Genomic DNA, 18,546 nt, shown 5'->3' on the forward strand with positions numbered 1-18,546 from the left:
GCCTATGAACACGACCTCCGACACCGATTTCCCCGTTCTTAATGCCGTTGAAGCCCGCGTTCTCGGATGCCTGATCGAGAAGAAGGAAACGACGCCCGACGTCTATCCGCTGACGCTCAATTCGGCCCATTCGGCTGCCAACCAGAAAACGGCGCGCGATCCCGTCATGGCGCTGGAGCAGGTCGAGATCCACCGCGCGCTCTCGTCCCTGGCGCAGAAGGGATTGGTCCGGCAGGCGTTTGCCTCGCGGGTCGAGCGCTACGAGCACCTCGCAACCAACCGTTTTTCACTGACGTCGCCGCAGATCGTCGTGCTCGGCCTGCTTCTTCTTCGCGGGCCCCAGACGGCCTACGAGCTTTGGGCGCGCAGCGAGCGCATGGCGCGGTTCTCGTCGGTCGAGGAACTGAAGGACAATCTGGATCTGATGATGGGCCGCCGGCCGCCGCTCATCGTTCAACTGAACCGGTGCGCCGGCCAGCGCGAGGACCGCTTCGCGCATCTGCTTTGCGGCGAAGTCGAACAGCCGACGTTTGAGCGGGCTGCCGTGTCGGCGGTATCAGCGAGCCCGGGGCTGTCCGCACTTGAAGAGCGCCTGGAAGCGCTTGAACAGAAAGTGGCAACGCTGCAGGAGCAGCTTGACGCCCTGACACGCTGACAAGCGCGAGGCTTCGAGGCGGAGCCACCGGACGGCATGGCGCCCGGTGACCCTTATCGGTAGCGTTTAGCCGGCGGCGTCGACCAGCCGGCAGACAGGCGCTTCTTTTGCGCGCGGATAGTCGTAGGCGCCCACCTTCGAGGTAGCATAACCGCCCCCGACGAGCGCCTCGGCAAGCTTCACCGCCGCGGTCACGCCATCGATCACGGGCATGCCGGTGCGCGCCTTCAGCCGATCGCAGAGCTCGGACATGCCGGCACAGCCGAGGATGATCGCTTCCGCGCCATCCTCCTGACGTGCTTTCAGGATTTCCTGGACCAGCATCTCCTCGGTGTGCTCAAGATCCTCCTCCAGCGCCAGCACGGGCATGTCGACCGAGCGCACCTTGCGGCAGCGGTGACCGGCGCCGTAAGCCTCCGCCAGATCCTCGATGATCGGCACGGAACGGGGCAGGGTGGTGATGATCGTGAAACGGGTCGCGATGTTCATCGCCACCTGCACGGCCGCCTGACAGATGCCGATGACCGGACCGCGGGCGATTTCGCGTGCAGCGCCAAGGCCGGGATCGTCGAAGCAGGCAATCACATAGGCATCGACGCCACGCGCTTCGCCCTTGCGGATCTCCGCAAGCATGGCCGGCACCGCCATCGCTTCGTCCGCATGGCCCTCGATGCTGGCCGGGCTCGATGTCGGGTTGATCGATTCGAGCTGGGTGTCGGATGCGGCGACGCGCTCGGCGCTGCGGTGCGCCTGTTCGGTCATCGAGCGGGTGGAGTTCGGATTGATCAGCAGGATGCGCATGGATCAGCTCGTCTTCCGCATGGCGTTTGCAAGGGGGGCGTAGGCGGCAATGTCGGGCGTCGGCATGACGAATTGACGATCCGATGTGATGTAGTTGTTGGCGTGCAGCCGTGCGATCGGCTGGTATTGGGACGGGTCGACGTAGCGGCCCTCCTCGTCGAGGCAATCCTTACGCACGTGCATATGCACGACCTCGCCGAGAACGATGACGCGGCGGTCGTATTCAATGAGCCGCTCGACCCGGCATTCCATCGAGCAGGGCGACTCGACGATACGGCGGGCGCCGACCTTGAGGCCGTCAGCCGCTGTCAGCCCGGCGATTGCCACTTCGTCGACATCCGGCTCGAAGGACAGGCCGCAGACCAGCATCTGGTCGGCGATCGCCATGTCCACCATGTTGACCACGAATTCGTTGGTACGCCGGATATTGGCGACCGTGTCCTTCTCTTCCCCGTTCGGGCGGGTCTGGATACCGAGAATGACGATCGGCGGGTCGTGCGAGAAGACGTTGAAGAAGCTCATCGGCGCGGCATTGTCCTGTCCGCTCGGCGAGAGCGTCGAGACCAGCGCGATCGGTCGCGGACCGATGAAGTTCGTCAGCAGGCGGTAACGGTCCTGGGCCGGCAGTTCTGTGAAATCGAAGTCCATCGGAGCTCTCAATTGGCGCCGCGGCTCGGCTTTTCTGCCGGTCGCACGGTCGTGTTTAAGCGGTTGCCATTGCACATCAAGTTGCGGTACACAATATTGTCTACAATTTTGTAGTCAATATCTAACTGCAGCGGATGGAATTGACTTTGAGCGCCGCACGGCGAGAGTAAGCGAACGGCTAAGGGAGATTTCATGTATAACGCGGACGAAGTCGCCGGTGCTCCGACGGCGATCATTTGCGAGAAGATCTGGCTTGCGATTGCAGAGCGTCGGCTACGGCCGGGAACGCGATTGAAAGAAGAGCAACTTGCCGAAATATTCTCCGTCAGCAGGGCGCGCATCCGCCAGGCACTGACCGCGCTCGAGCGCGATGGCCTTGTGACGATCATGCCGAACCGTGGCGCCTTCGTCTCCGAGCCTTCGGTGGACGAAGCACGCGATGTCTTCGTTGCCCGCAGGGCGATCGAGCAGCGCGTTGTCGAGCGGCTTTGCGAGCGCGCCAATCCCAAGGATATCGTCCGCTTGCGCGCCCATATCGAAGAGGAGCGCATTGCCGGTCGGTCCGGCAATCTCTCTGATATCGTTCGGCTTTCCGGCGGTTTCCACCTGTTGCTCGCGGAACTTTCGGGTTCTGCCTTCCTCTTCGGTATCCTGCGAGACCTCGTGTCCCGGACATCCCTGATCACAGCGATGTACCGGTCGAACCACCTGCACAATTGCGGGCCGGACGAGCACCTGGCCGTGGTCGAGTTCATCGCTTCTCGCGATGTGGCGAGCGCGATCAAGGAGATGGCCGAGCACCTGAACCATGTGGAAGCGGAACTGGATCTGGACGAGGAGAAGGACCAGCCCCGCGATCTTCGCACTGCATTGCTCTGATGCGGCGCGCGCGACTTATTGCACCGCACTTTAGAGGAGGCGGTGCCTGCCAGCAGACTGAAGGAAGATATGACCAACCGTAGTTACTATGCGCCGCATGGCGGCAACCCGCCCCAAACCCAACTGCTCTCGGATCGCGCGGTCTTCACCGAAGCCTATGCGGTGATTCCGAAGGGGACGATGATGGACATCGTCACCAGCTATCTGCCGTTCTGGGACAAGACCCGGCTGTGGATACTGTCCCGGCCGCTCTCCGGTTTTGCTGAAACATTTTCACAATATATCATGGAAATCGCTCCGGGCGGCGGTAGTGACAAGCCGGAACTCGACGAGGGCGCCGAAGGCGCGATCTTCGTCGTCGAGGGCGAATTGACCATCACGCTCGACGGCAAGGCGCACAAGATGCAGCCGGGCGGTTTCGCCTTCATTCCGCCGGCGAGCAGATGGACCGTTCGCAACGGAAGCGAAGCGACGGTTCGTTTCCACTGGGTGCGCAAGGCTTACGAATACGTCGATGGTCTGCCCGCGCCGGAAGCCTTCTTCACCAATGAGGCGGATATCACCCCGTCGCCGATGCCCGGCACCGAAGGCAAGTGGGCGACGACCCGCTTCGTCGATCCGACTGACTTGCGCCACGACATGCACATGACGATCGTCACCTTCGAGCCCGGCGCGATCATTCCCTTTGCCGAGACGCACGTCATGGAGCACGGCCTCTATGTGCTCGAAGGCAAGGCGGTCTACCGGCTCAATCAGGACTGGGTCGAGGTTGAGGCCGGCGACTATATGTGGCTGCGCGCCTTCTGCCCGCAGGCCTGCTACGCCGGCGGTCCGGGCAAGTTCCGCTACCTGCTCTACAAGGACGTGAACCGCCACATGAAGCTGCGCTCGCGTTAAGCGAGCCCACGCTCGGATAGACAAAACCGCGCGTTCCACGGAACGCGCGGTCTTTCTTTGCAATCAGAGGACTATGGCGCCGCCCGCATCCGTTCGTTCAACGGAAGGCGCTTCCGCCTGTTCAGTCAACCAGTTGCGGATCCGCCGGCTGCAGGCTGCGTGGCTGGAGACGCCTGAGCGTGTTGCCCGTCGGGTTCTTGTCGAGGTGCAGCACGCGGGTAAAGAAGTCGCTGCCGCGCTCGGTGCGTCCGATGTTGACGATGGCCACGCCCTGAAGCTCGTCGTCCATGAACTTCAGCACGCGTTGGTAGGCGTCGTCCTCAAGCGTGTCGAGTGCTTCGTCGATGATCAGCCAGCGGGGCTTGTGCAGGCTGAGCCTAGCGATGGCCAGAAGCCGCTGCTCCGCCTCACTGAGGTTCATCTGCTTTCGCGCATCCTGTTCGAGACGGCCGCTGAGCCGCCCAAGGCCGACCTTGGAGAGAACGGCGGCAAGTTCGCCCTTGCTGTAGGTATCGGGGGGGCTCGGATAGGCGAGCACTTCTCCAAGCGTGCCGGGCGGGAAATAGGGGGATTTCGGCACGAAGGCGAGGCCGTCGTCCACAGGCAGTGCGATGCGGCCGTGCCCCCAGGGCCAGAGCCCAGCGATCGCGCGGAAGAACGGCGCCTTTTCCACCTCGGGTGCGCCGGTGACGAGCACACGCTCGCCCGGATCGATGGTGACGCTCGGCTCGCGAAGCTTGATGCATCCGGTCGGCGAGACGATCTCGATGTTGTCGAAGCTCATCTGCGGCGTATCGGAGGTTTTGAAGTCGATGCGCTTGTCGCCCTCATGCCGTTCGTCGGTCATCAGGAGCGCGGAGCGGAAGGCGGCGACGCGCAGCAACGTGGCGCGCCAGTCGGCGATCGCGCCGATATTGTCGACAAACCAGCGCAGCGACGCATGCACCTGGTTGAAGGCGCCGACGGCCATCATCAGCCCACCGAAGCTGAGGTCGCCGGCGAAATAGACCGGCGCGGCGATGACGATCGGCGCAACGACGGTGATCCAGCCATAGCCGCCGGTCACCCAGGTGAGCCGTGTTACCGCGCGCAGCAGGCCGTAGCTGATCTCGAGCACCGAGGCGAGGTCGCGCTGTAGTCGCTTTTTCTCGTTGGCTTCGCCCGACGAAAGCGACACGGCTTCGATATGCTCGTTGACCCGCATCAGCGAGAAACGCAGCGCCGCCTCCCGGGCGTAATGTTCGCCATTCAGCGCGACCAGGGGCCGGCCGACGAGCCAGCTCAGCCAGGAAGCCGTCCCCGCATAGAGGATCGCCGCCCAGACCATGTAGCCGGGGATGGCGAAGGAATAGCTCGCGACATGGAAGACGAAACCGTCCGATAGCGACCAAAGGACGCCGATGAAGCTCACCAGCAGGATGCCGGATTGGAAGAGGCCGATCGAAAGTCCGGCCGAGAGGTCGGTAAGGTGGCGCGCATCCTCATGGATGCGCTGGTCCGGGTTGATGCCGATGGCGCCGGCATTCGCCAGCCGGAACGCCCGCGTTGGGCGCATCCATTCGGTAATCAGGTCCTGGGTCAAGCCTTCCCGCAGGCGCAGCTTGATGACCTGGCCGAGCCAGGTTTGCAGGACGTTGAGGACGAGAAGAACGCCGGCGATCTGGGCGAAGACGACGAGTTGATGGAGAAAGGCCGGAAGGTCGCGTCGCTCGAGCGTGTCGTAGAACGGCTTGTACCATCGGTTGAGGATGATCTGACCAAAGGCTGTCACAACGATGACAACGATGATGCTTATGCTCAGCCAGATGATCTTGTTGCGCAGTGGCGAGGCCATGAAGGCCCGATGCATCATCCGCAATTGATCACCGAGGGATTGTTCGTCGCTGGGCTCTATCCGGCCACTAACTTCGCCGTTCGTCCGGTTCGACATCGGTGCGAATCTCTCCTTCCCGGTCTCCTCAATGAGAATATAGCCTGCCTTACCCTCTCTCCCTAGCGCGGATTGTCTGCGCCCACATGTAACCGCGGTCACTGCGCGCCCCGCAAAGCCCGATATGCTCCGAAATCCCTGCCTTCGCGGCACTGAGAAAGTTGATTTGTAACCGCGTGCAGAGAGTTCATAGTTTTGTGAACGAGGTCGAACACGGCACTGAGGGAGGAACCTGCATGTCGGCGCATCTCGATCAAATCCGCGACCAACAAAGAGAGACCTGGGACCGCTTCTCCGCCGGCTGGAAGAAGTGGGACGCACTTGTGCTCGGCTGGCTTGCCCCCTTCGGCGAAGCGATGATCCGGCAGGCGGCGATCAAGGACGGCGACCAGGTGCTGGACGTTGCCGCCGGTACCGGCGAGCCGGGTCTGACGGTGGCCGCGTCGATCCCGAAGGGTCGCGTGACCGTTACCGATCTTTCCGATCGCATGCTGCAGGTGGCGACGGAAAATGCCTGGCATCGCGGTCTGACGAATTTTGAAACGAGGGTCTGCGATGCCGGGGCGTTGCCGTTTGCGGACGCGACATTCGACGCCGTCCTCTGCCGCTTCGGCTTCATGTTCTTTCCCGATGTTGCCGCGGCTGCCCAGCAGTTGACGCGGGTCGCAAAGCCCGGGTCGCGTGTTTGCGCCGCCGTCTGGGGCGCACCGGAAAAGAACGCCTGGGCTACGACGATCATGGCGACGATTGCCCGCAACGTCGACATGCCGAAACCACCCGCCGGCGCGCCCGGCCTGTTTCGCTGCGCGCCCGAGGGGCTGATGAAGGCCGTCTTCGAGGATGCAGGCCTGCGGGACGTCCGTCAGGAGGAGGTGACCACCACGATGGTCCACGAGACCCCGGAGGACTACTGGGCCTTCATGACCGAGATCGCCGCACCCGTCGTCGCCGGACTGGCACAGGCGGACGACGAGACCCGCACGCGCATCCGCAGCGAGGTTCTCGATCTGGCGAGCCAGGCGATGTGGGCGGGCAAGGTGGAACTGCGCTCGACGGCAACGATCATCGCCGGCACGCGACCATAAAAGAAGGGAACGACGGGAGGGGAGGTTTCCATGGACAAGCGGTCGGCAGCGTCCAGCGGGGTGGAGGAAACGCTCGACCCGAAAGACTGGGCTGAATTGCGGGCTCTGTCGCATCGCATCGTCGACGATGCGATCGACTATCTGAGCGGGGTCAGGGACCGGCCGGTGTGGCGCAACATGCCCGATACGGTACGCGAGAGCTTTTCGGCCCCGCTCCCCAGAGCGCCAAGGCCGCTTGACGAGATCTATGCGTCGGTTGCGAAAAACGTGCTCGGCTATCCCATGGGCAACATCCACCCGCGCTTCTGGGCCTGGTACATGGGATCGGGCAATTTCACCGGTGCGCTGGGCGAGTTTCTGGCAGCCGTTCAGGGATCGAACGTCGGCGGCGGCAATCATGCCGCCGCGCTCATGGACCAGCAGGTCGTCAACTGGTGCAAGGAAATGCTGGGGTTTCCCGCGTCGGCCAGCGGCAGCCTCGTCAGCGGCGGTTCCGTCGCCAACATTGTCGGCCTGACGGTCGCCCGCAACGTCAAGGCCGGCGTCGATGTGCGCGCGCATGGCATCGGCGATCGCTCACTTTGCTTCTACGGATCCGACCAGATCCACAGTTGCCATCGCAAGGCGGTGGAACTGCTTGGCCTCGGCGACCAGGCCTTGAGGCGCATCGCGACCGATGCGGAATTGCGCATCGATATCGTCGCCCTGCGCCGCGCGATCGAGCAGGATCGCGCGGCCGGCGGGCTGCCGGTCTGCATCATCGCCAATGCCGGAACGGTGAATACCGGCGCCATCGATGACATCCAGGCCCTGGCGGATCTCGCCGCAGAGTTTGGCCTCTGGCTCCACGTCGACGGCTGTATCGGCGCTCTGCTAAGGATCGCGCCCGAGAATGCCTGGCGCGTGGCCGGCATCGAAAGGGCCGATTCGATCGCGCTCGATCCGCACAAGTGGCTGCATGCGCCCTTCGAGGCGGGCTGCGTTCTCGTTCGTGATGCGGCCGCGCACCGCGGCACCTTCGCCGTTACGCCGGAATATCTGGAATCCACCGTGCGCGGCCTCGCCTCGGCGCCCTGGCTCTATGACTATGGCCTGCAGACGTCGCGTGGTTTTCGTGCCCTGAAAATCTGGATGTCGCTGATGGAGCACGGCATCGAGAAGTTTGGCCGCCTCGTCGACCAGAACGTTGCTCAAGGCCAATATCTGAGCAGCCTCATCGAGGCCGAGCCGCGGCTCGAGCTGGTGGCGCCGACCAACATCAACATCGTCTGCTTTCGCTTCCGATCGGAGGATATGCCGGCCGGGGGAATGAAGGCGTTGAACACGGAAATCATGCTCCGGCTCCAGGACGAAGGCACCGCCGTCATCTCCGACACCACGGTGCACAGGGAACATTGCCTGCGCGTGGCGATCAACAACCATCGGACGCGACGGGAGGATCTGGACCTCTTCGTGCAGGAAGTTGTCAGGCTCGGACGAGAGATTGCCGCCGGCGGCGGCATCGGCTGACGCGTAGTCATGCATGACTGCAAGTGTCACCGCGTTGCCGCTGGCTCTTGCGCCGGCGCAATTTGAGGCGTCGACGTGGCTTGAAGCAGTCGCACCATCTCGGCGATCGCGGCCTCCCGCTGCGGATCCTTGCCGGCCGCATAGGCAAGCGGCAACGCCACTTGTAAATCCGGCGCAATACCAACCCCCTCAAGCCGCAGCTCGTCGCCGATGACCGCATCCGAAACCGCCACCTCAAGGAGACTGTCGTCCGGCAGGACATAGGCTCGGCCGGCAAGCAGGGCACCGGCCGTCCTCTCGCCGACGAGCGGGATCGCATGCTGTCGCAGCGTGTAGGCGAAGAGTCCGAGGCCGCTGCGGGTTCCCCTGTCGATCAGCGCGACAACTGGCTTTTGCCAACGGAAATTCGCAAGCGTGGCCTCTCCCCGACGCGGTATCAGCCGGAACGTCGGCGTGCCACCGACCAGGAACTCGGCTGCGTCCGCCGGGCCGCCGCCCCAGCGGCCGCGCAGATCGACGACGAGCCCGTCCGCATCCTTCAAGCGGCCGCTCGAAAGCGCCTCGGCGACGAGATCGAGCCCGTCTCGCGTGGAAAGCGTCCAGAGCCGCACATAGCCGATCTTCCGGCCGCCGGTCTCGACCAATGCGATGCTCTCTTCGATCGCGCGCTCGAACATCGGGAGTGGCCGCAAACTCTCCACCGGAACCTGCAGCAACAATGGCTCCGCATCGCGGTGGCGGCGGAGCCGGATTTCGACCGACCGGCCGACCTTGCCTTCGAAGGACCCGATCTCCCGATAAGCCTGCTCGTCGACCGACAGGATCTCGTCGCCGACGAGCAGACCTGCGTTCTTCGCAGCCGACCCGTCATAGACATCGCTGACGAAGCGCTGACCGTTCTCAACCGTCGTCACCATACCGATGCCGGGATAGCGCGCGGCGCCATCCGGCGGAAAGAGACGCCGCATATCGTCACGGATGGCAAAGCGGAAAATGTCGGCGAGTTCGAAATAGTCGATCGTGTCGGTCTTGAAGCGCCCGGTGTGCGAAACCTTGAGACTTGCAAGGACGGACGTGATCGCCGAATCGACGCGCGAAGCGGGGCTCGTCCTCGATAGTGACGTCACGGGATCCGCGATTTCAGCCTCCGCTGCGGCATTGAAGTGATCGAGCGCCTTGCCGTCATAGAAGTTCGCATTCACCAGTTCGATCACCCGGTCGAATGTCGGCTCGCCGGAGCGCGGCAGCTCTGCGGCCCATGCCGCAGCGGTCATCGATAGGACGAGGCTGGCGATCAACGCTGTGCAACTTGGTCTCGCGCGCATGCGGCTTGCTCCGGTTCCGTGCCGCCGATTATCGACAAAAGTGCGCGCAGCTGCCGGCAAAATCGCGTGATCGCGCCGTGATGCCGCTCCTCGGTGCCCCAGTCTGGCGAGCCCGCTGCGGCCAAACCTTTCAGGTTCGTGTCAGGTTAGGGTGGCTTGTGTGGTGCATCGATCGCTCCGGGGACAGAGGCGATTGCCCTCTCCTTTGGCGTGCTCCGGAAAAGAAAGGAAAATGCGAATGGTTGGCAAGGCCCCGCATCTACACGTGCACGACAACAGCCACCGCCGGGATGAGGTTTTCGCGGCACCGGACCAGAATGTCGGCGACTTCGCCTTCAACGCCACCGTGGCCGCCGTCTTCGACGACATGGTCAGCCGCTCGGTTCCCTACTACGGCGAAATCCAGCGGATGGTCTGCGAGCTCGCCAGCGACTTTGCCGAAGCCGACACCAACCTCTACGACATCGGCTGCTCGACGGCGACGACGCTGCTCGGGCTGGACGCCATGGTCGATCCTGCCGTGCGCTTCGTCGGCATCGACAACGCGCCGGACATGATCGAGAAGGCCAAGGAAAAGATCGCCCAGGCAAACTCCAACCGGGCGATCGACCTCAGGGGAGGCGACCTGCACCAGGGCATCGAGATCCACAATGCCAGCGCCGTCCTGATGCTTCTGACCCTGCAGTTCGTGCGCCCCCTCTATCGCGAGCGGGTCATGCGCTCGATCTATGACGGTCTCAACGAGCGCGGCGCTCTGCTGCTCGTCGAAAAGCTGACCAGCGAGGACTCGACGTTCAATCGCCTGTTCATCGAGCACTACTACGACTACAAGCGCCGTAACGGCTATTCCGAGATCGAGATCGCCAAGAAGCGCGAGGCGCTTGAAAACGTCCTCATTCCCTATCGCCTGGAGGAAAATTTCCAGCTTTTGAAGGAGGTTGGCTTCCGCAGCGTCGAAGTGTTTTTCCGCTGGTACAATTTCTGCGGCATTATCGCGATCAAGTAGGACGGACAGACCATGATCGCGATCGGCAATTTTCTCTTCCGCTTCCGCAACCAGTTGTTCCCCGCGATCATCGTGGTGTTGTTCCTGCTGATGCCGCCGCCGGCATTGGTGTTGGACAATCCGCTGCTGACGCTGGCCAAGGATGCGGTGGCGATTCTCGTCATCCTGGCCGGCCTGGCACTGCGGGCGACGGTCGTCGGCTACAAATACATCCAGCGTGGTGGCCTGAAAAAGAAGGTCTACGCCAAGGACCTGGTGACCGAGGGCATGTTCGGCGTTTGTCGAAACCCGCTCTATGTCGGCAATATGTTGCTCTACTCCGGCGTCTTTCTGCTGCACGGCAACCCGCTGCTCATCGTGATCGGTATCGGGCTCTTTGCCTTCATGTACCAGTGCATCGTTTATGCGGAGGAGGCCTTCCTGCTTCGCACCTTCGGCGACGCCTATCGCGCCTATTGCCGCGATGTCCCGCGCTGGATGCTGCGCCTCTCCAACTTCAGCCAGTCGACGGAAGGCATGACGTTCAACATCAGGCGTGTCGTCGGCAAGGACTATTCGACCGTCTCGGCGGCCATGATCGCAGTGCTCGCGACGGAGATGTACAAGTTCGCGACCTACGAGTCGTCTAGCCAAAATGCCGGCGTGCTGGCTGTTCTCGGCGGCGCGATGGCGCTGGTCGGGATCGCGACGGCTGTCATCAGCTACAAGAAGCGGCGCGGGGCCTTTCGCGATCCCGTCGCCTCCTGAAATCCTCGCTTTTCTGCGCCTCGAGGGCGGCGGCCGAGACGGGCCGCCGTCACCGCATTTCTCCGCTTGGCCGCTCAAGGACTTGACGCCCATCCCCGATCGACCCTAGGCAAGGACGAACAAGTGTCCGGTGATATCTTGAGAGTCCTACTAGTCGAAGACGATCAGGTTCTGGGGGAGGCGCTGCGCGACCATGTCGCCGCGGCCGGCCACGCGGTGGACTGGTTCAAGCGCGTCCTCGATGCGGTGGCCGCGACCGACACGGTAACCTACGGACTGATCCTGCTCGATCTCAGGCTGCCCGACGGCGATGGACTGATGCTTCTGCGCTCGCTGCGCGCACGTGGCGACGGCACGCCGGTGATTATCCTGACGGCGCATGACCAGATATCCGACCGGATCGAGGGGCTCAACAGCGGCGCGGACGACTATCTGGTCAAGCCTTTCGACCTCAATGAACTGACGGCCCGCATGCTGGCCGTTTCCAGGCGCTACACCGGCAACGCCGCGCCGACGGTGAAGCTGCCGGGTATCGAGATCGACCAGGTTCACCGCAAGATCGCCGTCAACGGCGACAGTCAGAACCTGAGCGCCCGCGAATGGGCCGTGCTGGACAAGCTGGTCGCGCATCCCGGCGCGCTCGTGTCCAAGGCGCAGCTGCACGATGCGCTTTACGCCTTTGGCGCCGAGATCGAAAGCAATACGGTCGAGGTCTATATCAGCCGCCTGCGCAAGAAGATCGGGCCCGATCGGATCGAGACCGTGCGTGGCCTCGGCTACTGCCTCAGGTGATCGCATGTCCGACAAGAGGAGCATGACCCGCAGACTGGCGATTGCCCTTACCGGCATCGTTGCCCTCTTCTGGTTCGTTGCGCTCGGACTTGGCGTCTACGTGATGCAGGACGAGTTCACCGAAATCTTCGACAGCGGCGTGCAGGAAACGGCCGAGCGATTGTTGCAGATCGTCGCCGCCGACGTCGCCAGGGACGCGGCGGACGGCGCGCCAAAAGCCTCCGTCGTGGCACCGGCGCTCAATGCGCAATATCTCACCTATCAGGTGCGCGACCGCGACGGCCGTGTCCTGTTTGACGACGGCGCGCCGGAGCCCTTTGCCGTTCCCCTTGCGACAGGCTTCTCGCAGACCGCAACCCATCGAATCTACACGGCCGGAACCACCGACGGGTCGCTCTACGTGCAGGTTGCCGATGCGATGGAGCATCGGACAGAGGCGCTGATGGAAGGCGGGACGGCGCTGCTTCTGCCGTTGCTCGTCCTGATACCGGGCAGCATCCTTGCGATCGTCTTCGTCGTCCGCAGCACGCTGTCGCCCGTCTCGCAGCTGCGCGACGATATCCTGACCAAGGACAGCGGCAACCTGGCGCCGATCGACGAGGCGACGCTGCCGCGTGAATTGCGCGCGATCGCCCGTTCCGTGAACCTGCTTTTGGCCCGGCTGAAGGCAGGCCTGGAGGCGGAGCGGGAGTTCACATCGAACAGCGCCCATGAACTGCGGACCCCGATTGCCGGTGCGCTCGCGCAAACCCAGAGGCTGGCGCGCGAGGTGCCGCCGGAATACCAGCCGAGAACCGCCCAGATCGAACGGGCGCTGGTGCATCTGAGCCGGCTTGCCGAGAAGCTGCTGCAGATGTCGCGCGCCGAAGCGGAGATTGCCATTTCGGACGAACAGCACGATCTGCTGCCGGTCTTGATGGTGGTGATGCAGGACCTGGAGCGCTCGGCGCTCGGCGCCAACCGCCTGAATGTTCAGGTCGCCAAGGGCACCGTGCTCGAACGCCCGATCCGGGTGGACGCCTTTGCCATCGTTTTGCGCAATCTTCTCGAAAATGCGCTGATCCACAGCCCGCCGGGCAGCCGCGTCGATCTCCATGTCGACCCGATGGGTATCCGCGTCACCAACGAAAGCGCTGTCGTCGCCGCCGACGTCCGCGCCAACCTGACCAAACGCTTCGTTCGCGGCCCGACCGAGGCCTCCGGTTCAGGGCTAGGCCTTGCCATCGTTGAGCGGCTGGTCGAGCAGATGCAGGGCGAATTGCGGATCACTTCGCCGGCGCGGGGCAGAACGCAGGGTTTTGAGGTGGAAGTCCGCCTTTGAGGGACCGCCGGTGAACCCGGCGGTGTCTTAGCCAAGTGTTTCGTGGCTATCGATGACGGCGACGCGGTGGAAGGACGAGCAACCGGGACGCCTGGAACGCACCCCGGTTGCCTCTAGACCTTACTGCTGGTCGAGCGCCCGGGTGAGGCTCAGCGCGGCGATCGTGCAGATTGCACCCGAAATCAGGTAGCCGCCGATGAAGATGATGCCGAAGCTGCTGGCAAGGCCGAGCGCCACGAGCGGCGCGAAGGCCGCACCGACGAGCCAGGCGAGATCCGAAGTCAGAGCGGCACCCGTGTAGCGGTAGTACTGGGTGAAGCGCGAGGAGACGGCGCCGGAGGACTGTCCGAAGGAAAGGCCGAGGATGGCGAAGCCGATCAGGATGTAGGCGTCCTGGCCCTTGCCGCCGGCATCGAGCAGGAAGGGAGCCGAGAAGCTGAAGATCGCGATCAGGATCGCACCGATCATCAGCTGGTTTCGGCGGCCGACCCGGTCGGCAATCACGCCCGAAAGGACGATGCCGATGGCACCGACGACAGCACCGGCGACCTGAACCCAGAGGAACTCTGCGGCCGACTGGCCACCGTTGAGCGTCACCCAACTCAAGGGGAAGATGGTGACGAGGTGGAACATCGCAAAGCTTGCAAGCGGCACGAAGGCACCGAGCACGACGTCGATGCTGTGTTTGCTCAGCATCTCGAAGATTGGGCGTGCCTCGAGCTCCTTGGCTTCCATGGCGGCGCCGAACTCCTTGCTGGCGACGATGCGAAGGCGGGCAAAGAGCGCCACGACGTTGATCGCAAAGGCGACGAAGAAGGGATAGCGCCAGCCCCAGGCGAGGAAATCTTCCTGCGAAAGGTTGCTGACGAAGTAGCCGAAGAGGATGCTCGCAAGCGCAAAACCGATCGGCGCGCCGAGCTGCGGGATCATCGCGTACCAGCCACGGTGATTCTGCGGCGCATTGAGGTTCAGCAGCGATGCAAGGCCATCCCAGGCGCCGCCAAGCGCAAAGCCCTGTCCGAGCCGGAACAATGCCAGGAGCGCCACGGCCCAATATCCGATCGTGTCATAGCCGGGCAGGAAGGCGATCGACGCCGTCGAGCCACCGAGAATGACGAGTGCGATCGTCAGCTTCGTGCCGCGCCCGTAGTTGCGGTCGACCCACATGAAGACGAAGGAACCGACCGGGCGGGCGAGGAAGGCAAGCGGGAACAGCGCGAAGGACATCAGCGTCGCGGTGACCGCATTGGGCGCGAACGGGAAGATCAGCTTCGGGAAAACGAGGATCGAGCCGAGGCCGTAGACGAAGAAGTCGAAGAACTCCGAGGTTCGCCCAATGACCACGCCGATGGCGATGCTGCCGGGGGACAGAGGCTTGTCGTCCTCGTGAATGCGGCGTGCGTCCCGTTCGAGACCAGACGATGTTGGGTTAGCGACCGAAACCATGAATTTCTCCGACGAACGAACGTCTTGTCGTTAGAGTGTTGACCAATTGGCGTCTGATATCAAGAATGCCGTGCACGTACATGCGCACATGCCTCATTCGAGTTCGTGCCTAACGTTCGCTGGAACAGCCGGCATCGAACCGACAATAAGCCTTTGCGCCCGTACAAACGCGCATAGAGCGATACGGTCCTCACTGCACTGCGGCAAAATGTTGCGCTGCGACGATGGACCTCACTTCCATGCGCGATCATGCCCGAGTAATGCCGACTAGACAAAACGCAAGTTGAGGCCGCAATGCCGAAGCCATACAGTTTAGCCGGACGATCGATGATTGCCGTCCTGTTGCTCTCCGTTCTCTCGGGATGCAACATGGTGGTGATGTCGCCTTCCGGTGACATCGCCGCTCAGCAGCGGGATCTGATCGTTATTTCGACGGTCCTGATGCTGTTGATCATCGTTCCCGTCCTCTTCCTGACGCTGTTCTTTGCCTGGCGCTATCGCCAGTCGAACACGGCCGCTAAGTATGATCCGGAATGGCACCATTCCACCGGCCTCGAAGTCATCATCTGGTCGGCGCCGCTCGCCATCATCATCGCGCTCGGCGCGATCACCTGGGTCAGCACCCACAAGCTCGACCCCTATCGACCGCTCGATCGGATCGATGCGGCGCGCCCGGTGACCGAAGAGATGAAGCCGATCACGGTTGAAGTCGTCGCGCTCGACTGGAAATGGCTGTTTTTCTATCCGGAGTACGGCATCGCCACGGTCAACGAGATGGCGGCGCCGGTCGACGTGCCGATCAATTTCAAGATCACCGCCTCCTCGGTGATGAACTCGTTCTATGTTCCCGCGCTCGCCGGCATGATCTACGCCATGCCCGGCATGCAGACCAAGCTGCACGCCGTCATCAACAAGCCAGGCGAATACGAAGGCCTTTCGTCCAACTACAGCGGCGACGGCTTCTCGCACATGCGCTTCAAGTTCCACGGTGTGGACCAGGCCGGCTTTGACGCCTGGGTTGCCCGGGTCAAGCAGAACGGCACGATGCTCAATCGCGACGCCTACCTGAAGCTCGAAAAGCCGAGCGTGAAGGAGCCGGTGCGCTACTACGCTTCCGTCGATGACGGCCTCTATGAAGCCGTTCTCAACATGTGCGTGCGCGAAGGCCAGATGTGCATGAAGGATATGATGCACATCGACATGATGGGCGGAGCTGGCGTCGAAAGCCATGAGAACCGGGCCAAGCTCGAGCACGACAACCGCCATGTGGGCGGTGTGACCGAAGCGGTCGCACCGGCTGCGACCTTCCCCGAAACCGGCAATCCCGCCAAGAGCGAGGAACCGGCCGAGGGCGTCAAGGAAGAGCAGCCTGCACCATCGGCAGAGCCGATGAACCACGACATGCACAAGACGCAGTAGGACTTTCGCGCGCTCGCAGGCTTCGATCCAGCGAGCGCCAAGGCCTTTTGGGCCGCAATTCGAGACATATTGGAAGACCCATGTTTGGTGACACCAGCCTCACGCAATTCATCTTCGGGCGGCTTACCTGGGAAGCGATACCCTATCACGAGCCGATCCTTGTCGTGACCTTCGCGGCCGTGGCCGTCGGTGGCCTGGCGATCGTTGCGCTGATCACGAAGTACAAGCTCTGGGCCTATCTCTGGCACGAGTGGTTCACATCGGTCGATCACAAGAAGATCGGCATCATGTACATCATCCTGGCGATCGTCATGCTTCTGCGCGGCTTTGCCGACGCGATCATGATGCGCCTGCAGCAAGCGATCGCCTTCAACGGCAACGAGGGCTACCTCAACCCGCACCATTACGACCAGATCTTCACGGCGCACGGCGTGATCATGATCTTCTTCGTGGCGATGCCCTTCGTCACCGGTTTCATGAACTATGTCGTGCCGCTGCAGATCGGCGCGCGTGACGTTTCGTTCCCTTTCCTCAACAATTTCTCGTTCTGGATGACGACGGGCGGCGCGGTCATCATCATGATGTCGCTGTTCGTCGGTGAATTCGCGCGCACCGGCTGGCTCGCCTATCCGCCGCTCTCGGGCGCGGACTACAGTCCCGGCGTCGGTGTCGACTATTACATCTGGGGCTTGCAGGTGGCGGGTGTCGGCACGACTCTGTCGGGCATCAACCTGATTGCGACCATCGTGAAGATGCGCGCTCCGGGCATGACGTTCATGAAGATGCCGGTCTTCACCTGGACCTCACTCTGCACCAACATCCTGATCGTCGCGACCTTCCCGATCCTGACGGCAACCCTGGCGCTGTTGTCGCTCGACCGCTACCTCGGCTTCAACTTCTTCACCAATGACCTTGGTGGCAATCCGATGATGTACGTCAACCTCATCTGGATCTGGGGCCACCCGGAAGTCTACATCCTGATCCTGCCGGCCTTCGGCATCTTCTCCGAGGTCGTCGCCACCTTCTGTGGCAAGCGTCTGTTCGGCTACACCTCGATGGTCTACGCCACCTGCGTGATCATGATCCTGTCCTACCTCGTGTGGCTGCATCACTTCTTCACGATGGGTTCGGGCGCCTCGGTCAACGCCTTCTTCGGCATTACCACGATGATCATCTCGATCCCGACGGGCGCAAAGATGTTCAACTGGCTCTTCACCATGTATCGCGGGCGCATCCGCTACGAACTGCCGATGCTGTGGACGATCGGCTTCATGGTCACCTTCGTGATCGGCGGCATGACCGGTGTCATGCTGGCAATTCCCCCGGCGGACTTCGTGCTGCACAACTCGCTGTTCCTGATTGCCCACTTCCACAACGTCATCATCGGCGGCGTGCTGTTCGGGTTGATGGCCGGCGTCGTCTACTGGTGGCCGAAGGCCTTCGGCTACAAGCTCGATTACTTCTGGGGCGCGATGAGCTTCTGGTTCTGGCAGATTGGCTTCTTCTTCGCCTTCATGCCGCTTTATGTGCTCGGCCTGATGGGCGTTACCCGTCGCGTCAGCCAGTTCGAAGACCCGTCGCTTCAGATCTGGTTCATCATCGCCGCCTTCGGTGCGATCCTGATCGCCATTGGCATCGCGTCCTTCATCATCCAGCTCGTCGTCAGCTTCCTGCGTCGCGACCAGCTGCGCGAAACCTCGGGCGATGCCTGGGATGGCCGCACGCTCGAGTGGTCGACCTCGTCGCCGCCACCGGACTACAACTTCGCCTTCACGCCCGTCGTTCACGACCACGACAGCTGGTACGACATGAAGAGCCGCGGTTACGAACGCCCGCTCGAAGGCTTCAAGCCGATCCACATGCCGAAGAACACCGGCACGGGCGTCATTCTCTCCGGCCTCAGCGTCGTGCTCGCCTTCGCGTTGATCTGGTACATCTGGTGGCTGGCGGCGGTATCCTTCGTCGCTTTGATCGCCGTCTCCATCGGTCATACCTTCAACTACAACCGTGATTTCTTCATTCCCGCGGAAACCGTCGCGGCGACGGAAGACGCACGCTCGAAGCTGCTTGCGGAACGGATCTGAAA

Annotated in this window: 16 protein-coding genes; 11 read left to right on the forward strand and 5 right to left on the reverse strand. The window is 62.5% G+C overall.

Features of this window, described 5'->3' with window-relative positions:
• Positions 1 to 4 precede the first annotated feature (4 nt).
• Positions 5 to 655 (forward strand): YceH family protein, encoded by a 651-nt coding sequence (locus M2267_RS23040; protein WP_429117428.1) that lies wholly within the window; start codon positions 5 to 7, stop codon positions 653 to 655.
• A 66-nt stretch (positions 656 to 721) separates the two neighbouring features.
• On the opposite strand, the gene M2267_RS23045 is transcribed toward M2267_RS23040, so the two are convergent.
• Both M2267_RS23045 and M2267_RS23050 read right to left on the reverse strand, forming a co-directional pair.
• A complete protein-coding gene (locus tag M2267_RS23045; RefSeq protein ID WP_429117430.1) occupies positions 722 to 1,456 on the reverse strand; it encodes an aspartate/glutamate racemase family protein in 735 nt (244 codons plus the stop codon).
• Between the two features lie 3 nt (positions 1,457 to 1,459).
• Positions 1,460 to 2,104 carry a flavin reductase family protein gene (locus M2267_RS23050; RefSeq protein WP_043621296.1) on the reverse strand — a complete coding sequence of 215 codons (645 nt, stop codon included), beginning with the start codon at positions 2,102 to 2,104 and terminating at the stop codon, positions 1,460 to 1,462.
• 192 nt (positions 2,105 to 2,296) lie between these two features.
• On the opposite strand from M2267_RS23050, the gene M2267_RS23055 reads away from it, so the two are divergent.
• Both M2267_RS23055 and M2267_RS23060 read left to right on the forward strand, forming a co-directional pair.
• The gene (locus tag M2267_RS23055) at positions 2,297 to 2,983 is read left to right on the forward strand and encodes a GntR family transcriptional regulator (RefSeq protein ID WP_052201955.1); all 687 of its coding nucleotides are present in this window, start codon (positions 2,297 to 2,299) and stop codon (positions 2,981 to 2,983) included.
• A 69-nt stretch (positions 2,984 to 3,052) separates the two neighbouring features.
• The gene (locus M2267_RS23060) at positions 3,053 to 3,880 is read left to right on the forward strand and encodes a bifunctional allantoicase/(S)-ureidoglycine aminohydrolase (protein ID WP_429117433.1); all 828 of its coding nucleotides are present in this window, start codon (positions 3,053 to 3,055) and stop codon (positions 3,878 to 3,880) included.
• Between the two features lie 121 nt (positions 3,881 to 4,001).
• On the opposite strand, the gene M2267_RS23065 is transcribed toward M2267_RS23060, so the two are convergent.
• A complete protein-coding gene (locus M2267_RS23065) occupies positions 4,002 to 5,810 on the reverse strand; it encodes an ABC transporter ATP-binding protein/permease (protein WP_429117436.1) in 1,809 nt (602 codons plus the stop codon).
• A gap of 236 nt (positions 5,811 to 6,046) precedes the next feature.
• Here M2267_RS23065 and M2267_RS23070 point away from each other — a divergent pair, with 236 nt between their 5' ends.
• Positions 6,047 to 6,895 (forward strand): class I SAM-dependent methyltransferase, encoded by an 849-nt coding sequence (locus M2267_RS23070; RefSeq protein ID WP_429117438.1) that lies wholly within the window; start codon positions 6,047 to 6,049, stop codon positions 6,893 to 6,895.
• A gap of 30 nt (positions 6,896 to 6,925) precedes the next feature.
• Positions 6,926 to 8,404 (forward strand): pyridoxal phosphate-dependent decarboxylase family protein, encoded by a 1,479-nt coding sequence (locus tag M2267_RS23075; RefSeq protein ID WP_429117440.1) that lies wholly within the window; start codon positions 6,926 to 6,928, stop codon positions 8,402 to 8,404.
• A gap of 26 nt (positions 8,405 to 8,430) precedes the next feature.
• Here the strand turns inward: M2267_RS23075 and M2267_RS23080 are convergent, their stop codons facing one another.
• Positions 8,431 to 9,729, reverse strand: coding sequence for a S41 family peptidase (locus M2267_RS23080; protein ID WP_429117441.1), 1,299 nt, complete (start codon positions 9,727 to 9,729; stop codon positions 8,431 to 8,433).
• Between the two features lie 238 nt (positions 9,730 to 9,967).
• Here M2267_RS23080 and cmoA point away from each other — a divergent pair, with 238 nt between their 5' ends.
• The 4 genes from cmoA to M2267_RS23100 all read left to right on the forward strand — a co-directional run bounded on the left by cmoA (position 9,968) and on the right by M2267_RS23100 (position 13,595).
• Positions 9,968 to 10,735: a carboxy-S-adenosyl-L-methionine synthase CmoA gene (cmoA, locus tag M2267_RS23085; RefSeq protein ID WP_402322839.1), complete on the forward strand. Its 768-nt coding sequence runs from the start codon at positions 9,968 to 9,970 to the stop codon at positions 10,733 to 10,735.
• A 12-nt stretch (positions 10,736 to 10,747) separates the two neighbouring features.
• Positions 10,748 to 11,482, forward strand: a complete 735-nt coding sequence (locus M2267_RS23090; protein ID WP_429117444.1) for a methyltransferase family protein — start codon at positions 10,748 to 10,750, stop codon at positions 11,480 to 11,482.
• Positions 11,483 to 11,620: 138 nt separating this feature from the next.
• On the forward strand, positions 11,621 to 12,274 hold the full coding sequence (locus tag M2267_RS23095) for a response regulator transcription factor (RefSeq protein WP_192449928.1): 654 nt from the start codon (positions 11,621 to 11,623) through the stop codon (positions 12,272 to 12,274).
• 4 nt (positions 12,275 to 12,278) lie between these two features.
• On the forward strand, positions 12,279 to 13,595 hold the full coding sequence (locus M2267_RS23100; RefSeq protein ID WP_429117446.1) for a sensor histidine kinase: 1,317 nt from the start codon (positions 12,279 to 12,281) through the stop codon (positions 13,593 to 13,595).
• Between the two features lie 120 nt (positions 13,596 to 13,715).
• On the opposite strand, the gene M2267_RS23105 is transcribed toward M2267_RS23100, so the two are convergent.
• A complete protein-coding gene (locus M2267_RS23105; RefSeq protein WP_043621273.1) occupies positions 13,716 to 15,041 on the reverse strand; it encodes an MFS transporter in 1,326 nt (441 codons plus the stop codon).
• A gap of 327 nt (positions 15,042 to 15,368) precedes the next feature.
• Here M2267_RS23105 and cyoA point away from each other — a divergent pair, with 327 nt between their 5' ends.
• The gene (gene cyoA, locus M2267_RS23110; protein WP_429117449.1) at positions 15,369 to 16,460 is read left to right on the forward strand and encodes a ubiquinol oxidase subunit II; all 1,092 of its coding nucleotides are present in this window, start codon (positions 15,369 to 15,371) and stop codon (positions 16,458 to 16,460) included.
• Between the two features lie 80 nt (positions 16,461 to 16,540).
• On the forward strand, positions 16,541 to 18,544 hold the full coding sequence (gene cyoB, locus M2267_RS23115) for a cytochrome o ubiquinol oxidase subunit I (protein ID WP_429117452.1): 2,004 nt from the start codon (positions 16,541 to 16,543) through the stop codon (positions 18,542 to 18,544).
• Positions 18,545 to 18,546 lie beyond the last annotated feature (2 nt).

Source organism: Ensifer sp. KUDG1 (genome assembly GCF_050434285.1).
Taxonomy (GTDB): Bacteria; Pseudomonadota; Alphaproteobacteria; order Rhizobiales; family Rhizobiaceae; genus Ensifer.

Excerpts from the sequence above, each read along its gene's own strand:
- M2267_RS23065 (WP_429117436.1), bottom strand. The coding sequence starts at position 5,810 with ATGTCGAACCGGACGAACGGCGAAGTTAGTGGCCGGATAGAGCCCAGC.
- M2267_RS23040 (WP_429117428.1), top strand. The coding sequence starts at position 5 with ATGAACACGACCTCCGACACCGATTTCCCCGTTCTTAATGCCGTTGAA.
- M2267_RS23055 (WP_052201955.1), top strand. The coding sequence starts at position 2,297 with ATGTATAACGCGGACGAAGTCGCCGGTGCTCCGACGGCGATCATTTGC.
- cyoB (WP_429117452.1), top strand. The coding sequence starts at position 16,541 with ATGTTTGGTGACACCAGCCTCACGCAATTCATCTTCGGGCGGCTTACC.
- M2267_RS23100 (WP_429117446.1), top strand. The coding sequence starts at position 12,279 with ATGTCCGACAAGAGGAGCATGACCCGCAGACTGGCGATTGCCCTTACC.
- M2267_RS23050 (WP_043621296.1), bottom strand. The coding sequence starts at position 2,104 with ATGGACTTCGATTTCACAGAACTGCCGGCCCAGGACCGTTACCGCCTG.
- M2267_RS23070 (WP_429117438.1), top strand. The coding sequence starts at position 6,047 with ATGTCGGCGCATCTCGATCAAATCCGCGACCAACAAAGAGAGACCTGG.
- cyoA (WP_429117449.1), top strand. The coding sequence starts at position 15,369 with ATGATTGCCGTCCTGTTGCTCTCCGTTCTCTCGGGATGCAACATGGTG.
- cmoA (WP_402322839.1), top strand. The coding sequence starts at position 9,968 with ATGGTTGGCAAGGCCCCGCATCTACACGTGCACGACAACAGCCACCGC.
- M2267_RS23090 (WP_429117444.1), top strand. The coding sequence starts at position 10,748 with ATGATCGCGATCGGCAATTTTCTCTTCCGCTTCCGCAACCAGTTGTTC.
- M2267_RS23105 (WP_043621273.1), bottom strand. The coding sequence starts at position 15,041 with ATGGTTTCGGTCGCTAACCCAACATCGTCTGGTCTCGAACGGGACGCA.
- M2267_RS23060 (WP_429117433.1), top strand. The coding sequence starts at position 3,053 with ATGACCAACCGTAGTTACTATGCGCCGCATGGCGGCAACCCGCCCCAA.
- M2267_RS23075 (WP_429117440.1), top strand. The coding sequence starts at position 6,926 with ATGGACAAGCGGTCGGCAGCGTCCAGCGGGGTGGAGGAAACGCTCGAC.
- M2267_RS23045 (WP_429117430.1), bottom strand. The coding sequence starts at position 1,456 with ATGCGCATCCTGCTGATCAATCCGAACTCCACCCGCTCGATGACCGAA.
- M2267_RS23080 (WP_429117441.1), bottom strand. The coding sequence starts at position 9,729 with ATGCGCGCGAGACCAAGTTGCACAGCGTTGATCGCCAGCCTCGTCCTA.